Source organism: Undibacterium sp. GW821-FHT11H02, from assembly GCF_058808015.1.
On sequence record NZ_JBXARG010000005.1, the window covers coordinates 68,398 to 86,086 of the forward strand.

The following is a 17,689-nucleotide window of genomic DNA, read 5'->3' on the forward strand; positions in this document are numbered from 1 at the left end:
GACCCTAATTGCATGTCCGAATTTGGCGATCATTATTGGCGCTGATGTCTGACAATGTCAGCTCTTCAACCGTAACGTAAATGGTGCAAAGCATGGAACAAAGAGTAGAACAAAGCATAGAACAAAAAGCGCCATCCGATTTGTCTTACAAAATCATTCCTGTTAAACCGACATTCATACAGCGCGTCCGCGAGTTGAGCGTGGATGATCAAGGTCAAGCTGTAGAGCACCTGATTGCGCGTGGCGGTGAGCCGTGTCGGGATAGCTTACATAGGGCAACGGCTGGTGAGGAATTGATTTTGGCAAGTTACTGCCCGTTTGAGGTCGCCGGTCCGTATAAGGAATATGGTCCTATTTTTATTCGTGCCCATGAACATGAATATAAGAATACGCAAGTACGTCCCCAGCGCCTACCGGGGCTCATAGCGCAGCATTACCTTGGACAACAATTCGTTCTACGTGCTTATTCAGCGCAAGAGCGTATTGTTGACGCCTGTCTTACTACGCCGCTGCAATGCGAAGAGGACTTGCAAAGTTTGTTGGCTAAGCAGGAAGTTGAATTTGTCTTAGTCAGATTTCCTACATACGGTTGTTACGCATGCCGAATTGAACGGGCGTGCTCTTGACATTGTCACGTCTAAGCGACATCAAATTCCTTATCGCCTAAAATATCTCTACGCCATGTTTGAATTGTCTTGATCACCCATGGGCTATCATCCAAAGGCAGGTCATGTCCGGCTTGCTGATGGAGACGCAATGGAACTTGCCATTTTTCGGCCAAGGTTTGAGAGCAATGCACGTCCACTAATTGATCTTGTTGTGCCGCCAAAAGTAAGATTGCTGATATGGGCGCGCGTTTGGGCGCTTGAAACTGTGAGGCGGCGCGTAACTGACGCAGAATATTGCTGCGCTTTGTAGGACATTCACGTGCGTAATGTATCCATTGGTCGATGGTGGTGATTCCAGTATTCTTGTCGGTCATTTGACTGGTCAACTTAAGAATCAGTGCTTCGCGTTTTTGGGTATTACCGAATAATAGAGTGCGTAACAAACGTGGATAATTTTGTGGACGCAGTCGCTCAAAAAAAGGATTGTGCGGCGCCATGCTGGTATTGATTAAGATCAGCGATTCCAGCTCATCAGGAAATGAGTCTGCCCATGCCACCGCGACCATCGCACCGAGTGAAATGGCCAATACGTGATAGGGCGGTTTGCATCCTTTTGCCAGTAATTGTTGGCGACAATGGTTCGCCATTTCAGGAATGGTAGTCAGGCTGTTTTGCTTGAAAAGCGCGCCATTTCCAGGAAAATCGAGACAGACAATATCTTCATCGCTTATCACTTTTTGTAATTGATGTGGAAACTCACCCCAATGACGCGATTCCCGCATTAAGCCTCGCAATAATACCCAAGTCGTCATTTTCGCTCTTTCATGAACGGTACCAACGTGCAACGGCGCGCTCTTGCAAGCGCAGGCGTTGCGGACCTGTGCTCATCCAATTTTGATAGCCACAGCCAGCCCGTACCAAAAAATCCAGCCATGATGCGTGGCGTCGCAATACACGATGCAATCGATGTTCTGCCGTAGGATTGAACATCCCATGCCTTGAGAATAATTGACGGGGATTTTTCTTTACCCATAACCAAGAACCCATTTCTAAAGTTAAAGGCAAAAACGTATTGGGCTTGCTAGTCGCTGTGCTTGCGTTTGTCGTTAGTTCTTGGTGGTGTAAATACAGATAGTCCCAGATATCGCCGTGGGTTTTGTATTGCAGACTTTGTGGTTCGAACAGGTAACGGTGGTGCGGGTGAGTTTCTTGAAACAATTCTTCCAGACGCAAAATATCTGCCAGATGTGGAATTGGATGTTGGCTATGTGCATGTGGAAACCAGACTCTATCGACCAAACCAAAACCAGAATGGCAATCAATCGCTATACTAAACTGACGAGGCAAGAGCTGCTCGCGAACCACTTTGCACAGCGCCTGATTCTCAATCTCCATCTCGGCACCGATACTGCCGCGATACCAGGGCAGACGCGGACTAACCCTATGTCCGCCCAACAAGAAGGGGACTTTGCCCTGGGCGTCGACCGGCGCATTTCGCATTAAATCTACCCCATTCGGATTAGCGCGTGTCGATTTCCACATGCCACCAGGATTGATGAGCGGCATGAATATTAAACGTACTTGCTGCAATAATTGTTGCAAACTTTTATCCCACGCCAACTGTGAAAGTAAGCCACGCAAATAGCTCAGTAACACTTGTGTACCTATACGTTCTAAGCCATGAATGCCGCCAAAAAATCCTATGGCGGGAAGCTGCGGATCAGGATTGCCGAGTGCTAATTGATATACTGGAAAACACTTATGCTGGACCTGTACCTCACAAGCGATATTAACTTCGAGATGGTTTTTCCCCAATTGTATGAGGCGCTCAAGTTCTTGTAATTCTGGGAGTGCAGGCATAGTCGATGCAGACTTTCAGAAACGTGCGAATTTAGCTGTCTAATTGCAGTTCAGCAATTAGCCCAAGTCAACCATGCTAGTGTAGTCGAATATTGAAAGCAAGATTTTAGGTCTTGTTCAGTTTTTTGATGCCATTCCTTAATAACTAGCATTTTATTTTTCGTAATACTGCAAAAACATATCTGCTGTCAGTTGTATGATTTTTTTCTGTTGAGCCTCTGTGAGTAGGGGTTGTCCCATGGCGATTTGCGGCCAGAAGGCTAGGGACTTTAATTGACCTTGCAGCATATCGCCCATCAAGATGGCGTCACCCGCTTTGAGTTTTTTGTCGGCCTGTGCGGCTTTGATCCAGGCGACGATGCCTTCTTCGCGTGTGTTGAGTCTATCCACCATGTCGCGTGCGCGTTCTGGCGTGTGTATGGTGGCGGCGACGGCGACGCGAACCAGATCCATGAAATCCTGGTCGCACATCATGTGCATTTTTTTGTTTAAAAATTCTTGTAGCTGCGTTTTGAGCGTGCGCTCTTTTTGATACGTGAACTCATTCTGTGCTGAGGCGCTTTCCCACAAGTGCATCAAGATCGCCGCGAATAAATCTTCTTTGCCGGGAAAATGGTTATACACGGTGCGCTTGGAGACCTCTGCCGTGGCGGCAATTTTGTCCATGCTGGTGGCTTCAAAGCCGTTGCTGCGAAACTCAGCAATGGCAGCTTGCAAAATCGCAATACGTTTACGATCGGTTTGGCGTAGAGGCGTGGACATGGCTTTCATTCGAGATTTAAGAAATTACGCAAATTTTACACTAAGTAGTTTACTTTATTGAGTTTTAAAACTACACTGTGTAGTGTACTTTTTGTTTAATGAAGGAATTTCCCTATGACTGTTCGCCGCGCCCCTCATTCTGTCTTAACATCCGATCAAAAAGCATCAACAAAAGTGACGCCTGCCAAATTCAAAAATGGACGTGCCTTGCGCGAACCGGGCTTTCTAAAAACATTGGGAATCGCTTTCAAATTCTTCTTCAACAAACCAAAGAATACCGAGCCAGCAGGTAGTATTCCGGTGCTGGAATTAACGCGCGAAGAATTATTAACTGCACCAGACAACACTTTGTATCGCTTGGGACATTCGACTTTGTTGATGAAGATGCAGGGTGTGTTTTGGTTAACCGATCCGGTATTTTCTGAACGCGCATCGCCGTTTCAATGGATGGGACCTAAGCGCTTCCATCAGGCGCCAATCAGCGTCGCCGACTTACCACCGATTAAAGCGGTGATTTTGTCGCATGATCATTACGATCATTTAGATCACGCCGCTATTTTGCAACTCGCTGATAATGTCGAGCATTTTATTACGCCTCTAGGTGTGGGTGACAGGTTGATCGCTTGGGGTATTCCTGAGGAAAAAATTCAGCAATTAGCGTGGTGGCAAAGCACGTCAATTAAAGGTCTTGAAAATGCGGTTGAACTGGTGGCGACACCGGCGCAACATTTTTCAGGACGTAGTTTGCGTGATCGTGATCAAACTTTATGGGCTTCATGGACTATCTTAAATCAAGATCAGCGTATTTTCTTTAGCGGCGATTCGGGTTACTTTGCAGGCTTTAAAGAGATCGGTGAAAAATACGGTCCTTTTGATTTGACCTTGATTGAAACTGGCGCTTACGACAAGCAATGGCCGGACGTGCATATGCAACCGGAAGAAAGTTTGCAAGCACATCTCGATTTACGCGGCAAGCGCCTGCTACCGATTCACAATGGCACTTTTGATCTAGCACTACATGCTTGGCATGAGCCCTTTGATCGTATCGCCGATCTGGCGCAGCGACATCAAGTCAAAATCAGCACACCTATGATGGGCGAAGCGGTCGATATAGCGGAAGCGCAAGCGGGTCAACGCTGGTGGTTGGAGCAATTGCCTGCACCGCAGACGACCAATAAAGCAAAGCCTGCAATTGCTTCGTTATATTCGGTCGTGGCTGAACCTTGACTAAGGCTGGCGCTGTGAATGTGCCATCCTCATTGTGATCTAGCGCGAGCTGTTTACTTTTTTGAGATGAGGTTTGGCACCGGCATTTCTCAATAGTTCAACTAGCTTGCTATGGCCTTGTCGTATCGCTACATCTAATGCGTTATCGTCGGTCTGTCCGGTGCGGCTTAAATCCGCTCCATGTGTTAATAATAATTGGGCGAATTCTACATGGCCAAAAAATGCCGCCCAATTTAAAGCATGGTCACCAAATTTATCCGGCTCGTTAACTTTGGCACCATTGTTAATCAATTGCCTGGCGATGTCGATTTTGCCATCGCGTGATGCTTCCATTAAAGGCGTAGTTTGGTAGCAGCTATTGGTGTGGGTGTTTGGATTGGCTCCCGCTTGCAATAATTGCGTGATCAATTCCCTATGTTGCCAACGCACAGCTAAGGCTAAGGCCGTATAGCCCGTATCGGCACCGGCATCCACCGCCACGCCAGTTGCTATCAATTGTAATACTTCCTTGGTTTTTCCTTGATTGGCGAGCAGTCGCAAGAGCGCAATTTTGACTGGCATAGAAATGCTCGGATTTGGTACGACTTGTTGATTCAAGACCGCGTCGACGTATTCTTGGTCTTCTACTTTCTTTAGTGTCTTCTCTAGCGCTTGCCTTAACAAAAGCTGACTGATGTCGAATTGATGTCGCTCTATCGCATAGTCGAAAGCGTCATAGCCATCTTTATCGCGCCACTGTGGATTTGCGCCAGATTGGAGTAGTTCGCTTAAGACTAGGCTTTTACCTTGGCGGGCTGCTTCTAGTAATTTGTCCTCGAGGTTGACAGTTTGTGCTGAGGCAAAGTTGGCAGTATGGATGGTAATGCCTGCGATCAGCAATATGGCTGTCAGACAATTTTTGTGGGATCGGTAGAACATGATGGGCTCGCTCCTGATGTGATGTTCATCGTGCTATTTTCACTTAATTTTCTTGGGCTTGCTATACCACAGTGCATTCACAATGATCCAGCGTTCACCAAAGCGTCCCATATGGAAGTAGTCAACAAACCAAGGTGTCTCTAAGCGGACCGAAGCGGCAGTGTCGCTGACATCGAGTACTTTGCAAGTACGATTCCATTGCTCTTTGGGTGTTTTCAAAGCACCGTCTTTTGTGAGTGCCACTAATTCCTCTTTTGACATGCGGCGCAGGCCTAGGGCCTGTTGACCTATATTTTAGTCAAGCGTTTCAATCAAAACGCAGGATGGCAAGGCGCATCTCGCCGCTGCGGCTGGCCGCCCCAGCAAGAGATGCAACGCAGTCCATCGTGCGTTTTGATTGAAACCCTCCGGGAATGGCTCAAATGGGCACACGGCGTTGTTGCAATCTGCTCATAGTACTCGCACTACCTCGCAGCTTGCGCCTAGCCCTGTGCCCATTTGCGCGCATTCGCTTGCCTAAAATAAAGGTCAACAGGCCCTTGCCTCTCGTCAGGTGTATCACCGATCACCGAACGCTTTGCTAAGTCGGGATGTAGCGAACGTGCAACCCGAGCTGGGTCTGCTTCCAGTTGACCATCAACATAATCGAAGCAAGTCGCTTCTATCGCTGTGATTGTCGCCTGGTCGCTTTCGCTGGCGGGCATCTGGTAAGTAGTAGCGAATAGCGCTGTAGACACAATAAATGCTACCAAGCTCATAATGTAATCCTCTCATCAAAAGTAAAGACGCTGAAAAACACCTGCCTTAGTGTGACACGCTAACGACAACATAGTTCCTGAATTTGTGACCGCAGGAATTCATTGTCAAGATCAGGTAATGCAAGCTTGCTTAACTTTCTTATTTTTCCCCTCAGTTTAGAATTCGCAGCTGCTCTATTTGGTTAGGAAGGATTCGCAAGAAAGTATCGCATTCGTATTTGCCATCGTCGGTAGCGTTACCGAATTCGCGCAAAGTCACGCTATCAAGGTCGACTTTAATCCTTCCTGGTTTCTTGGGATGCAAGCTACTATTGAGCTTTTTTGAGATTAATTAGTTGAACATCCAAGAACTAAGCCAAAGACTTTATGAAGCGGGCTGCAATCAATCACTCTATGCTATAGGCAAGCGCGGGACTGTATCTGATGCGCTTTGTATCTCGCAAAAGGGTATCGAATGGCAGGTTTATTACACCGAGCGTGGTCGTGATTCCACGCCCATTTTTTCGTCTTGTGAGGAAGCGCCAGCTTGTGTGTTTTTCTTCGATGCTGTGATGGCAATGCGTCATGATCATTGCGTGGGATTGTTTAAGTCTGAAGCAAATGCGGGTGCATTGTGTCAACAATTAGCCCTTGCCGGCATCGCTGCATGGCAGGATGTCATACCGTTTGGGGGCCTTGCTGATTCACGATATCGTGTCTTTGTTACAGGCAAAGAATTATTTCAAGTCAGAGCAATGCTGAGTGTTATTCCTGTGTGCGACGTAGAAATTTGAGTCTAAATTTTAGCCCCCCTACGGCATACCAGTTTTTTGGCGCAGAAGGGGAAAATTCAATACCCGATACACCATACTCATCGACCAAAAACAAATTAACGTACTACATCGAGTAAGCTTTGCAATTGTTGAATTTGGCTAGCTTCAAGTCCGCGTGTCGCGTTGGTCGCACCGATTTCAAAACTTTGCAGGGCGTCTTGAAACAAGGCGATACCAGCATCTGACAGTTTCACCAGACTGACACGTGCATCACGTGGATTGAGCTCCTTCTCCACTAGATTAATCTTTTCCATAGGGAGTAATAAGCGCGTGACACCGGATGCGCTTAAACCGACCGCTTCTGCTAAATCGATTCGACGCATGCTGTAGTTAGGCGCATTGTTCAAATGATGCATGACCGTGAATTCGGTAAAGCTAATGCCATGCAGACTCAGTTGTTGATCGACCTTTTTTAGCATCTGGGTCTGTATGACGCTGAGTGACATGATTAATTGCATCGCCGCGGAGTTGCTAGCCATTTGGTTTCCTTTTTCGAATAAATAAAGTCATAAAAAATGCAGAAATGCTGAAAAGCCATCGCATTAAGATTGCATTGTATTTGATTAATGCTTGATTGGTCAAGGATTAATCAAATATATTCGTTCTTTAATTCCCTATTGTTCATAGTTCTTGCACTGCTCCGTGGTGAAATTGAACCACACTTCCTAAGCGCGTTTCCGTCTGGCGCGTCTGGTCGTTCTATAATCCTAGAAACGGCGATTGGACAGGTTCGAGTGTGCATTTTTCCGCCTCTCTGGCGAGGCGCGACGACGACGGAACCTCCATGTTCATAGGAGGAGTAACGAAGTCCAGAGAGGCGGAAAAGTGTGCAATCGAGCCTGTAGCGTACTCACCAAAATGGTGAGAAGAATTGACGACTGAATCCCTCGATAAATCTTAGACTTGCTTTAACTTTGAAGCGGTCAATCGCCGTTTCTAGGATAATGCGCCACCCGACTCTAATAAGCAGTCGGCGATCAACGGAGCGACTATGCAGAGCAATAATAATGACAGCGGTTTTGAACAAATCGTAGCGCGTGAGCAAGGCTTGAAGCGCAGCCTAAATAGCAAACAGATGTCTATGTTGGCGATAGGTGGTGCGATTGGTACGGGTTTATTTTTGGGCAGTGGTTTTGCGATCAGCTTTGCTGGTCCCAGCGTACTCTTGAGTTATGCCATCGGTGCTTTAATTGCTTTGCTATTGATTGCTTGTCTGGCCGAGATGACGGTCGCGCATCCGACCTCGGGATCGTTTGGCGCGTTTGCTGAACATTATGTCAGTCCATGGGCCGGCTTTGTCGTGCGCTATGCCTACTGGGCGGCGAACGTGCTGGTGATAGGTACCGAGGTCACGGCGATTGCTTTGTATATGCAATATTGGTTACCCGATTCGCCCGCGTGGTTGTGGATAGCCTTATTTTCTGCCAGCTTGGTATTTGCGAATGCCTTGAGCGTGCATGTGTTTGGCACCATAGAATATTGGTTCTCCACGATCAAAATTGTCGCGATCGTCGTCTTCATCGTGCTTGGCTCGTGGATGGTATTTTTTGCACCCGCGCAGTCCTCACCTCAAACTATAAGCACCATAGGCTTCGCTAATTACACGCAATATGGCGGCTTTTTCCCCAAGGGCCTGACTGGCATGTGGCTGGCGGTAATCGTCGCTCTGTTTAGTTATCTGAGTATAGAAATGATCGCTGTCGCCGCGGGCGAAGCCAAAGATCCAGAGCAAGCCATCACACGCGCTTTCCGTTCTGCACTAGTGCGCTTAGTCGTGTTCTATCTATTGACTTTGATCTTAGTGCTGGCGATTGTGCCTTGGATACAAGCGGGGCAGGGCAAGAGCCCGTTTGTCACGGCGATGGAGGCGGCACATATTCCCGGTGCGGCGGGGGTGATTAATTTTGTGATTTTGGTTGCCGCTTTATCTGCCATGAATAGTCAGCTTTACACCGCAACGCGCATGATGTTTAGCCTGTCGCGCGCTGGTTTTGCACCGGCAGTATTCGGTAAATTAAATCGACAGGGCGTGCCTATGCAGGCGCTGTTCTTGTCGTGTGCAGGGATTGCAGTAGCGGGTATCTTAAGCGTCTTGTACCCGAAATCGTCTTTCGTATTGATGATGGCCATCTGCATGTTCGGTGCCATGTTTGCGTGGTTTATGATTTTCGTTACGCACTGGATGTTTCGTCGATACTGGGATAAACACAACAAGACTAAGCTGCCATTTCGTATGTGGGGTTTCCCGTGGCTGACTCTGCTCGGTGCGGGCTTGATGTTGGCCCTGATGATCACGACCGCGTTTACTGAAGAATTCAAAATGACGCTTGCGACCGGTGTGCCATTTTTAATAGTGCTCAGTGTTTTGTATTTTGTTTGGTATCGTAAGCGGTGATAAAAGAAATAAGAAAGCCAAAAAAACCTCAACGCAGAGACACTGAGGCGCAGAGGAACTCAGAGAAAATCCAAGATAGTTTTTGCTTCCTCTCCTTTCATTTTTTCGACGTCTCAGCGCCTCGGCGTTGAAGCTTTTGAATATTTAGCTTGATCGTAATGACATCAAGCTCAGGTCCGGTTCACTGATGTAGCACAATCAAACGACCTTCACGTGCACTGAGCATACCCGCCTCCAGCAATTGCATCACCTGCAAAGCCTCAGTAGCGGGCACAGGATTGGGCGCGCCGTGCAAAATCGCATCACGTACGGCGGCGTAATAGCGTGTGTAATCTCCGCGCTCATTGACTACTTGTGAGTGCTGCATCCAAGTGCTACGCATGAGGTCCAGTCGGCCCATGGTGTCATCGATACCCCAATCTTTGTCGCCCGGGCGCTGACCTGATTTTAGTGCGTCCTCTTGGGGATCTATGCCCTCTTTGGTATAGCTGCCATTAGTGCCGTGTATGATAAAGCGCGGTCCTTCGTGTGCCACCAACATACTGGCATGCAGTATCACGCGTAATTCGCCATAACCGAGTAGCGCATGAAACCAGTCATCCGCTAATGCCCCATCGCGTTGCAAAATGCGGTCTAAATAAATCGTCTGTGGCATACCGAATAGACAAATCGCCTGATCAAGTAAGTGTGGTCCCAAGTCATACCATAAACCACTACCAAGGCCGGCGCCTTCGCGCCAGCGTTGTCTGACTTCGGGACGAAAACGATCGAAGTGCGATTCAAAATGTGTGATACGTCCTAGTTGCCCCGACCCCAATAGCTTTTGTACTGTCAAAAAATCCGCGACCCAACGTCGGTTATGAAACACCGATAGCAGTCTTTGCGCTGCATCAGCACGCGCAATCAAATCACGCGCTTCGGCGATATCCAGCGTGAAGGGCTTATCCACTACCACGTGTTTGCCAGCAGCTAAAGCTTGGGCGGCCAAAGCATGATGTGTATCGTTAGGCGTGGGAACCACCACCAGATCTATATCGGTGCGCGCGATGAGTTCTTCTGCCGTCTTACATACTTCGAGTTGCGGCCAGTCCGCGTGCACCTTGGCAGCATTGCTACTCGAAATAGCGACCAATTCCAAGCCCGGCACCGCATTGATCAGCGGTGCGTGGAAGGTTGCGGTAGCGTAGCCATAACCGAGAATGCCGACTTTCAATGTGGATGCCATGCGGTGAACTCTTGTTGGTAAATGCGGTTGATAAATTGAGACCTTTGACATCCCCGATTGTCGGTGGGTCAGGAAAATAGATTTCCGAGCCGCGAATCATAAACGGAAACGGTTTTATTTGTATCGTATATACAGCTACAGAAATGCAATAATTTTAATTTAAGTTATAATATTTGAAATGTGAAACAGCTGAATTAACTGCATTAATTGAACAATTGACGCCCATTTACTTTCAAATTCCTATTATGCGATTCCTTCGATCTACTTTTATTTTTCCTTTGCTTTGTTTGGTATTGAATGGCTGCCTGCAAACAGCGCCAGTAGTCAAAGCGCCTCAAGGCTTAACACCAGAGAACCCGCTCGCGCAACAGAGCTCAATTGTCTTAGCGCAGGCGCAGCGAGAGAAAGTGTTGAAGCAAGCGGCAAGCATGGCGGGCCCTAAATTATGGTTTGCCGGATTTGGTTTCCATTCGGGTTCGAATGCATTTCGTGGCGATGTTCTATTGACCGAGAGCCGCTTGCGTGAGAAGTATCCGCAAACCTTATCTTTGGTATTTGACAATACCTTGCAGCAGGAAAAAATTGAAACGCCTTTTGCTCACTTGGGTAGCCTGACCGACAGCGTGAAGACGATTGCAAGTCAGGTTAAGAAAGGCGATATCGTGACCATTATGTTGTCGACCCATGGCTATACCAAGTTGTTGGCGACACAGATAGGTGGTCGTGATTATGCGAGTATTTTGGACTACCATTTAGCGTCGGCGCTGGCACCCTTAAAAGATACGCCGACCATTTTGATTATCTCGGCTTGTCATTCGGGTTCATTGATCCCTACATTAAAAAACGAAAACCGGATTATTCTGACCGCAGCGGCAGAGAACAAAGTCTCTTATGGTTGCCAACCGCTAGCAAAAAATACTTTCTTCATTGATGCCTTATTTGGTGACAAGCATGATGGAAAATTGTCTTTAGTCGACGAGTTTGAAATGACGAAAAAACGCATCTCGGCACTTGAGGCAAAAGTAAAACTGGATCCATCAGAGCCGCAGATCTTTATCGGTGATAAGATGAAAGCATTGGCCGCAAAACCACAAAATGACTGGCTCATGGCGGATACGAAAATTAGTGTCATCAGCGCAGCAAGAACAGAATAAATGTTCATCGTTCAGAGTTAGGAAAATGGGCACCGGTTACGTGTGCCCATTTTTATTTCTAAGTCCGGAACGGTATCATTTACAAACCTTGGAAGGTGACAAAAGGTACTGTATTTACCAAAGGTAGTTTGGCGACAGCCCAAGCCTGAATTCCACCGCGATACCAATACAGATTGGTATAGCCCAGAGTCTGCAGGCGCATCACCGTATTTACACTCAGCCAGCATTCTACCGAAGTGCAAAACACCGCGATGGGTTGAGCTTTGTCTGGGGCGATTTTTTTCATCATTTTGTCGATCCCTTGCGAGATTTTTTGATTTTGTGTCGCATCGCTATAAGCGAGCCCCGCATAATCAAATAAATAGGCGTTGGGTAAACTGGGATCAGGATTGTCGCTGATATAGCGAGCGTCTATCAGCAGCAAGTTGCCGCTCTTAATCTTCTCAATCAAGGCATCGGTCTGCAGCGTGGTAATTCCGTTTAAATGCAAGGGTGTCGGAAAATGTATGCCTTCCTCAGCCGTGCGAAATTGACTAGGCGTGGGAATATGCCAATCCATGTTTTCTAAGAGTTTGTAGTGATAGCCATCCGTGTTGAGCTTGGTCAGCGCATTACGCGAGGCATTCGCATGGTTTTGGTATTGCGCTTCAAACGCGACGTCATTTAAATAACTGATACGGCAGGGCATAGCAGCAAAATTCTGACAGTGCTTCAGTGCCGTGCGCACAGCGGCCTCGTTCGAACTTTGTTTGCCGCTAAAACCATAAGCACCATTGCTAGCAACTGCAAAGGCTTTCTTACCACCCAACTTCTTGTACTGTTCTAACGCCTTTTTCGCAGTCTCACTGAGTTCGATTTTTTCTATAGGTACGACTGGTATTTGTGAACACGCTGTAAGCAAGAGTGTGGTTGATGCAATTTTGAGGGCGAAACTGAGAGCGTGTTTCATAGTGAAGTAGAAGCGAAGACGAGGAAAGCAAAGTTTATCATAAGTCATGTTTTTAGCTTAATTTACTTTGCTTGTTTGGAAAAATTCTCGAAGACTAGTTTGTTGATGTAAAGTTGCAAGGATGCTTGTTTTAAACGATAGGGCTTGAGTAGGGTTTGTGTACAAATAATCGAAGTGTCGCTTTTACCTAATAACCGAGGTCGCCCTAGCATGCGCATTTTGAAAAAATTACGCGGTCAACCATATCAATCCTCATACCGTTGAAACTCTCTTCCCGTGCGATTCTGTTTGTGTCGACCATTACTTACTTTTATATCCGCATTATGAAAATTTATCGTTACGCCTTAGTTTTCGCGCTAAGCACTGGCTTTTTTAGTATGCCAAATACAGCACAAGCGCTTGCCTTTCGCTGCAACTCTTACGTAATCGATGTCGGTATGCACAAAATGGAAGTCATGAAAAAGTGCGGTAGCCCGGCGACCAAGGATCAAAGAGTAGAGCGACGTCGAATTGGGGTGCGTCAATCGATTGGCAATCAAGTCTTGCCGCCAGTGCTGGTGACTATGCAAGGCAATCGCAATGCTGTTGAGTACGAGCGCGAGATTGAAATTCAGATTGAAGAGTGGGTGTATAACTTTGGTTCGCAACGCTTTATGCAATTGCTGACATTCGAAGATGGGCGTCTAAAACAGATACAAGATCTGGGTTACGGCCAATAAAAAAACGAGCACCTGGTTTCGCCAAGGGGCTCGTTTTTTTTTGCGCTGGTTTGTTTAGATTTGTACCCGGGTTCCCAATTCAATCACACAATTATTTGGCAAGTGGAAAAAGTCTGCCACACTGCGAGAATTGCGCGACATCAGTGCAAACAAGAGTTCGCGCCAATGCGCCATACCAGTACCTTTGGTTGGTACCACGATTTCACGACTTAAGAAATACGAAGTTTCAAATAAATTGATAGGTAAGCCGTGCTGTTCACAGCGCTCTAAGGCTTTCGGTAAATCTGGCTCATTTTTAAAGCCGTAATTCACTTTCACCTTCCAAAAACCTGGCACCAGCGCTTCGACTTGTATTCGCTCAGTTTCCGCTATCCATGGCACATCGTGGAACACCACGGTCAAAATCAGATTGCGTTCATGCAGCACCTGATTGTGCTTCAAGTTATGCATCAGGGCTTGTGGCACGGTGTCAGGATTGGCGACCGCATAAATCGCCGTGCGGGCAGCACGGTACATGTCGTCGGCTGAGAGTGCGGTGATGAAAGGTAAGAGTTCAGGATCATCTTGTTGTATGTGAGTGATCAGCAGCTCACGGCCACGGCGCCAGGTTGCCATGATGGTGAAGATGATGGCGCCAAGTACCAAAGGAAACCAACCACCCTCGATGATTTTGAAGGAACATGACACCACCAATAAGGCATCCAAAGTCATGAAGAGACCTGTCGCTCCTAGTGCCAATGCGAGAGGATAATTCCAGGCATGGCGCACCACGAAGAAGGTCAACAAGGTCGTGATCAACATGGTGACGGTCACGGCGATACCGTAAGCACCTGCCATCGCTGATGAACTGCCGAAACCGAGTACGGTCAATAAGACACCGACCAATAAAATCCAATTCACACTAGGTATGTAAATTTGGCCAATTTCCTTGACCGAGGTGAAATGGACTTGCATGCGGGGCAGCAAGCCGAGTTGCATGGCTTGTTTGGTCATCGAATACGCACCGGAAATCACTGCTTGTGATGCAATCACTGTCGCTAAGGTAGCCAGGATCACCGCGGGCATTAACACTTGATCGGGGAACAGCTGGAAGAAAGGATTGCTAATCGCCGATGCATCGCGCATCAATAGCGCGCCTTGCCCCATGTAGTTTAAAGCCAAAGCAGGTAAAACTAAACCAGTCCAGGCCAGCCGTATCGGCTTTTTACCGAAGTGCCCCATGTCCGCATACAAGGCCTCAGCACCAGTAAATGCCAGTACCACAGCGCCGACGACGATGAACACGTGTGCGCCTTGTTCCCATAGAAATTGCACCGCATACAGAGGATTGAGTGCAGCAAGAATCGCTGGCTGTTGCGTGATTTGCATGACACCGAACACAGCGAGGGTGGCAAACCAAATCACGATGATAGGACCAAATAATTTGCCGACTACGGAAGTACCATAACGCTGCATGGCGAATAGGGCGATTAATACGCCGATTGAAATTGGTAAAACATAAGGTTTGAAATTGGGTGAAATGACTTCTAAGCCTTCCACCGCACTCAAGACCGAAATGGCCGGCGTGATGACGCTGTCGCCATAGAATAGAGCAGCACCGAGCACACCGACCAGGAGTAGGCCGACGCGACGCAAGTGGGTGCTGCCAGCGGCTTTGCTGGCCAGCGCTGTCAAGGCCATGATGCCACCTTCGCCACGATTGTCGGCACGTAAGATCAGTGTGACGTATTTCAAAGTGACGACCGTCATGAGTCCCCAAAAGATGACAGAAACCACACCGATGATGTGCAATGCGTCTAGCGGCACGCCAGTATGGGTACTGAAAATTTCTTTCATGGTGTACAGCGGGCTGGTGCCGATGTCGCCATAGACTACGCCTAACGCGCCCAAAGTGAGTGCCGCAACGCTTTCGCGCTGAATCTCTTGAGCGCCTTGATGATTGGATACCTGACTCATAAAAACCTGACTAAAATTGAACAGGCTTTGATTGTCTTGGTTACGGTGTTAGGAAGGCATAAGGATCTTAATTATCGTTGGAATGGTCATCGGAGCTAGCCAGTCGATAGCCGACTCCTGTTTCGGTGAGCAGATAACGTGGCTCGGCGGGGTGATCCTCGATCTTGGCTCTGAGTTGCGCCATATAGAGGCGTAGATAATGCGTATGCTCTATATACTCCGCCCCCCATACATCACTTAGCAATTGCCTATGTGTGACCAGATAACCAGCACTGCGAACCAAGCGCGCTAGTAAATTGAATTCGGTTGGTGTCAGGTGGATGACTTGCCCGCGTAAAGTGACTATATGTTTGGCCAAATCGACAAATAAATCCAGATGCCTATATTCGGTGATCGCAGCCGCCAAGCGTGTGCCCCGATGGCGCAGGGCGACGCGCATGCGCGCTAAGAGCTCGGGCATGCTGAAGGGCTTCACTAAAAAGTCATCGGCACCGGCATCGAGCAAACGTATTTTTTGTGCTTCTTGATGGCGTGCTGAGATAATCAAAATCGGCAAATTATGTTGGCTACGTAACAGGCGCACTAGCTGTTCGCCATCGCCATCGGGTAGACCCAAATCAAGCAATAGTAGATCGGGCAGGGCATGTTGTAGCATGGCACTCGCTTCGCTGATAGAGGTCGCGGTTTGTACCTCGAAGCCTTCTATGCTCAGGCTGGCGTGTATCAGCTTGCGGATTTCTTTATCGTCTTCAACGATGAGGATGCGTATCGTCATGGCTTCGTTATTGTTAGTTCGGGCTTCAATGGGGGCAGTTCGGGAATCGGCAGCGTGAGTACAAAACAGCTGCCACCCTGGTTTCTATTTTGAACCACCAAATTGCCGTCATGGGCTTTGGCAATTGCACGGCAGACCGCCAATCCCAAACCAGCACTGCGTTGATTGGATTGGTCGTACTTTGCTAGTCGTGAGTAAGCGATAAAGATACTGTCATGCTCTGCGTCTGGAATACCGGGGCCGCGGTCTCTGATCGCTATTTGCAATGATGCTGGGTTCGTTTCATGTTGAACGAAGACGTCCAGCTCCACCAGTTCATCACTATATTTCAATGCGTTGTCTAGTAGATTACTCAGCAGCTGTGCAATCAGTACTGGATCGAGACGCAAAAGCGGTAAGTCTTTTTCTAAAGTAGCTTGAATACGTGTTTCATTATTTCCCTGTTTGATCCTTGCCAAAACAGCGCCGACGATTTCTTCTATCGATTCCCAATCGCGTCGCAGACTGTTTTCTGCATGCGTAAGACGTACCAATTGCAATGTGTTGTCCGCGACACTGCTCAGATAATTCGCCTCGTCCATCATATTCTGTAACAAGCGATCTTGTTGATCGGGAGCGAGCTTATCACGCTGGCTTTGCAAAGAACTCGCGGCAGCCACCATCACCGCTAGCGGTGTGCGCAAATCATGTGAGATGGCGGCGAGAAAGGTGCTCTGTAGTTGCTGTTTTTGCGCTTCATTTTGTGCGGTTTGCATATTGGCGTTTAATTGCAAACGCTCGAATGCCTGCGCAAGTAGAGAGCAAATCGCCTTTGCATGTTCGAGGTCATCGGTGTTATCACGCGGCGCTGCTTGTATCAGGACGGCGCCAACGATTTTGTCAGGCTTGCCTATAGGAATATACCAGTCATCGAGCTCGCCCCAGCGCAAGCTGCCCGCACCTAGGATCTGCACGTGCTTCATACAATATTGCAGTCCATCTAGCTGTTGTTGTGTGATCGATGCGGGTTCGCCTTCTATCTCTTCATGCGCTAATACCAGTCGGCTACTGCCATGAAAGGCGCGTTCAAATGCCTGTTGCCCGAACTGCTGAATGGCAGGAACACTGTCGGTAACCGCCAAATGTATCGCTAGCTCTTGCAACTGGCGCGCGCGTTGTTCATTGCGGTGGGCGAGTACGGTTTCTAGTTTTAGGCGGGTGGTCAATTGATTGATGGTCAAGGCCACGATCAACATCGTACCCAAGGCGATCAAATGCTCAGACTGTTCAACATGAAAAGTCCAGGTCGGTGGCACAAAAAAGAAATTCAGCAGCAAAACGGAAGCAATCGCACCGACCACGGATTGTCGTCTGTCTAATTGATAAGCCGCGATCGTCACGACCAGCACAAACAGCATCGCCTGACTGGTGAAACTGACGTAAGCGCTAAGTAAATACGACAGCAAAGTTGCCATTGTGAGCAATGCGAGCAGGATTAGCCATGCTCGTAAGTGCCGAAAAATGTGGTTAAAAGTGAATGTCATACGAAAGCCTAACATACGACACATAAGAAAAGTGTTAGGGCGTAACGC

At 47.8% G+C, this 17,689-nt stretch carries 18 protein-coding genes; 6 read left to right on the plus strand and 12 right to left on the minus strand.

Going from position 1 to position 17,689, the window contains the following annotated elements; translation table 11 throughout:
• Window positions 1-92 precede the first annotated feature (92 nt).
• Window positions 93-626, plus strand: coding sequence for a DUF1203 domain-containing protein (locus AC1RR2_RS06895; protein ID WP_493221555.1), 534 nt, complete (start codon window positions 93-95; stop codon window positions 624-626).
• An 11-nt stretch (window positions 627-637) separates the two neighbouring features.
• Here the strand turns inward: AC1RR2_RS06895 and AC1RR2_RS06900 are convergent, their stop codons facing one another.
• The 3 genes from AC1RR2_RS06900 to AC1RR2_RS06910 all read right to left on the minus strand — a co-directional run bounded on the left by AC1RR2_RS06900 (window position 638) and on the right by AC1RR2_RS06910 (window position 3,230).
• Window positions 638-1,420 (minus strand): alpha/beta fold hydrolase, encoded by a 783-nt coding sequence (locus AC1RR2_RS06900; protein ID WP_493221556.1) that lies wholly within the window; start codon window positions 1,418-1,420, stop codon window positions 638-640.
• A gap of 10 nt (window positions 1,421-1,430) precedes the next feature.
• The gene (locus AC1RR2_RS06905) at window positions 1,431-2,468 is read right to left on the minus strand and encodes a M14 family zinc carboxypeptidase (RefSeq protein WP_493221557.1); all 1,038 of its coding nucleotides are present in this window, start codon (window positions 2,466-2,468) and stop codon (window positions 1,431-1,433) included.
• 153 nt (window positions 2,469-2,621) lie between these two features.
• A complete protein-coding gene (locus tag AC1RR2_RS06910; RefSeq protein WP_493221558.1) occupies window positions 2,622-3,230 on the minus strand; it encodes a TetR/AcrR family transcriptional regulator in 609 nt (202 codons plus the stop codon).
• Between the two features lie 114 nt (window positions 3,231-3,344).
• Between AC1RR2_RS06910 and AC1RR2_RS06915 the strand changes: the two genes are divergently transcribed.
• On the plus strand, window positions 3,345-4,457 hold the full coding sequence (locus tag AC1RR2_RS06915; protein WP_493221559.1) for an MBL fold metallo-hydrolase: 1,113 nt from the start codon (window positions 3,345-3,347) through the stop codon (window positions 4,455-4,457).
• Window positions 4,458-4,496: 39 nt separating this feature from the next.
• On the opposite strand, the gene AC1RR2_RS06920 is transcribed toward AC1RR2_RS06915, so the two are convergent.
• The 3 genes from AC1RR2_RS06920 to AC1RR2_RS06930 form a co-directional block, all read right to left on the minus strand.
• Window positions 4,497-5,375 carry an ankyrin repeat domain-containing protein gene (locus AC1RR2_RS06920; RefSeq protein ID WP_493221560.1) on the minus strand — a complete coding sequence of 293 codons (879 nt, stop codon included), beginning with the start codon at window positions 5,373-5,375 and terminating at the stop codon, window positions 4,497-4,499.
• A 39-nt stretch (window positions 5,376-5,414) separates the two neighbouring features.
• A complete protein-coding gene (locus AC1RR2_RS06925) occupies window positions 5,415-5,636 on the minus strand; it encodes a nuclear transport factor 2 family protein (RefSeq protein ID WP_493221561.1) in 222 nt (73 codons plus the stop codon).
• Between the two features lie 221 nt (window positions 5,637-5,857).
• Window positions 5,858-6,133, minus strand: a complete 276-nt coding sequence (locus tag AC1RR2_RS06930; RefSeq protein ID WP_493221562.1) for a nuclear transport factor 2 family protein — start codon at window positions 6,131-6,133, stop codon at window positions 5,858-5,860.
• 335 nt (window positions 6,134-6,468) lie between these two features.
• Here AC1RR2_RS06930 and AC1RR2_RS06935 point away from each other — a divergent pair, with 335 nt between their 5' ends.
• Window positions 6,469-6,906, plus strand: coding sequence for a hypothetical protein (locus tag AC1RR2_RS06935; protein ID WP_493221563.1), 438 nt, complete (start codon window positions 6,469-6,471; stop codon window positions 6,904-6,906).
• A gap of 95 nt (window positions 6,907-7,001) precedes the next feature.
• On the opposite strand, the gene AC1RR2_RS06940 is transcribed toward AC1RR2_RS06935, so the two are convergent.
• Window positions 7,002-7,424 carry a MarR family winged helix-turn-helix transcriptional regulator gene (locus tag AC1RR2_RS06940; RefSeq protein WP_493221564.1) on the minus strand — a complete coding sequence of 141 codons (423 nt, stop codon included), beginning with the start codon at window positions 7,422-7,424 and terminating at the stop codon, window positions 7,002-7,004.
• Between the two features lie 512 nt (window positions 7,425-7,936).
• Here AC1RR2_RS06940 and AC1RR2_RS06945 point away from each other — a divergent pair.
• Window positions 7,937-9,340 carry an amino acid permease gene (locus AC1RR2_RS06945; RefSeq protein WP_493221565.1) on the plus strand — a complete coding sequence of 468 codons (1,404 nt, stop codon included), beginning with the start codon at window positions 7,937-7,939 and terminating at the stop codon, window positions 9,338-9,340.
• Between the two features lie 181 nt (window positions 9,341-9,521).
• Here the strand turns inward: AC1RR2_RS06945 and AC1RR2_RS06950 are convergent, their stop codons facing one another.
• Window positions 9,522-10,565, minus strand: coding sequence for an oxidoreductase (locus AC1RR2_RS06950; protein WP_493221566.1), 1,044 nt, complete (start codon window positions 10,563-10,565; stop codon window positions 9,522-9,524).
• Between the two features lie 245 nt (window positions 10,566-10,810).
• Here AC1RR2_RS06950 and AC1RR2_RS06955 point away from each other — a divergent pair, with 245 nt between their 5' ends.
• On the plus strand, window positions 10,811-11,719 hold the full coding sequence (locus AC1RR2_RS06955) for a C13 family peptidase (RefSeq protein WP_493221567.1): 909 nt from the start codon (window positions 10,811-10,813) through the stop codon (window positions 11,717-11,719).
• 79 nt (window positions 11,720-11,798) lie between these two features.
• On the opposite strand, the gene AC1RR2_RS06960 is transcribed toward AC1RR2_RS06955, so the two are convergent.
• The gene (locus tag AC1RR2_RS06960; protein WP_493221568.1) at window positions 11,799-12,668 is read right to left on the minus strand and encodes a rhodanese-like domain-containing protein; all 870 of its coding nucleotides are present in this window, start codon (window positions 12,666-12,668) and stop codon (window positions 11,799-11,801) included.
• 323 nt (window positions 12,669-12,991) lie between these two features.
• Between AC1RR2_RS06960 and AC1RR2_RS06965 the strand changes: the two genes are divergently transcribed.
• Window positions 12,992-13,387, plus strand: a complete 396-nt coding sequence (locus tag AC1RR2_RS06965) for a DUF2845 domain-containing protein (protein ID WP_493221569.1) — start codon at window positions 12,992-12,994, stop codon at window positions 13,385-13,387.
• Between the two features lie 54 nt (window positions 13,388-13,441).
• Here AC1RR2_RS06965 and AC1RR2_RS06970 read toward each other — a convergent pair whose 3' ends face one another.
• The 3 genes from AC1RR2_RS06970 to AC1RR2_RS06980 all read right to left on the minus strand — a co-directional run bounded on the left by AC1RR2_RS06970 (window position 13,442) and on the right by AC1RR2_RS06980 (window position 17,641).
• Complete coding sequence (locus tag AC1RR2_RS06970) at window positions 13,442-15,343, minus strand: potassium transporter Kup (RefSeq protein WP_493221570.1); 1,902 nt, start codon at window positions 15,341-15,343, stop codon at window positions 13,442-13,444.
• A 67-nt stretch (window positions 15,344-15,410) separates the two neighbouring features.
• Window positions 15,411-16,118: a response regulator gene (locus tag AC1RR2_RS06975; protein ID WP_493221571.1), complete on the minus strand. Its 708-nt coding sequence runs from the start codon at window positions 16,116-16,118 to the stop codon at window positions 15,411-15,413.
• The gene (locus AC1RR2_RS06980; protein ID WP_493221572.1) at window positions 16,115-17,641 is read right to left on the minus strand and encodes a DUF4118 domain-containing protein; all 1,527 of its coding nucleotides are present in this window, start codon (window positions 17,639-17,641) and stop codon (window positions 16,115-16,117) included. Before AC1RR2_RS06980 ends, AC1RR2_RS06975 begins: the two co-directional genes overlap by 4 nt.
• Window positions 17,642-17,689 lie beyond the last annotated feature (48 nt).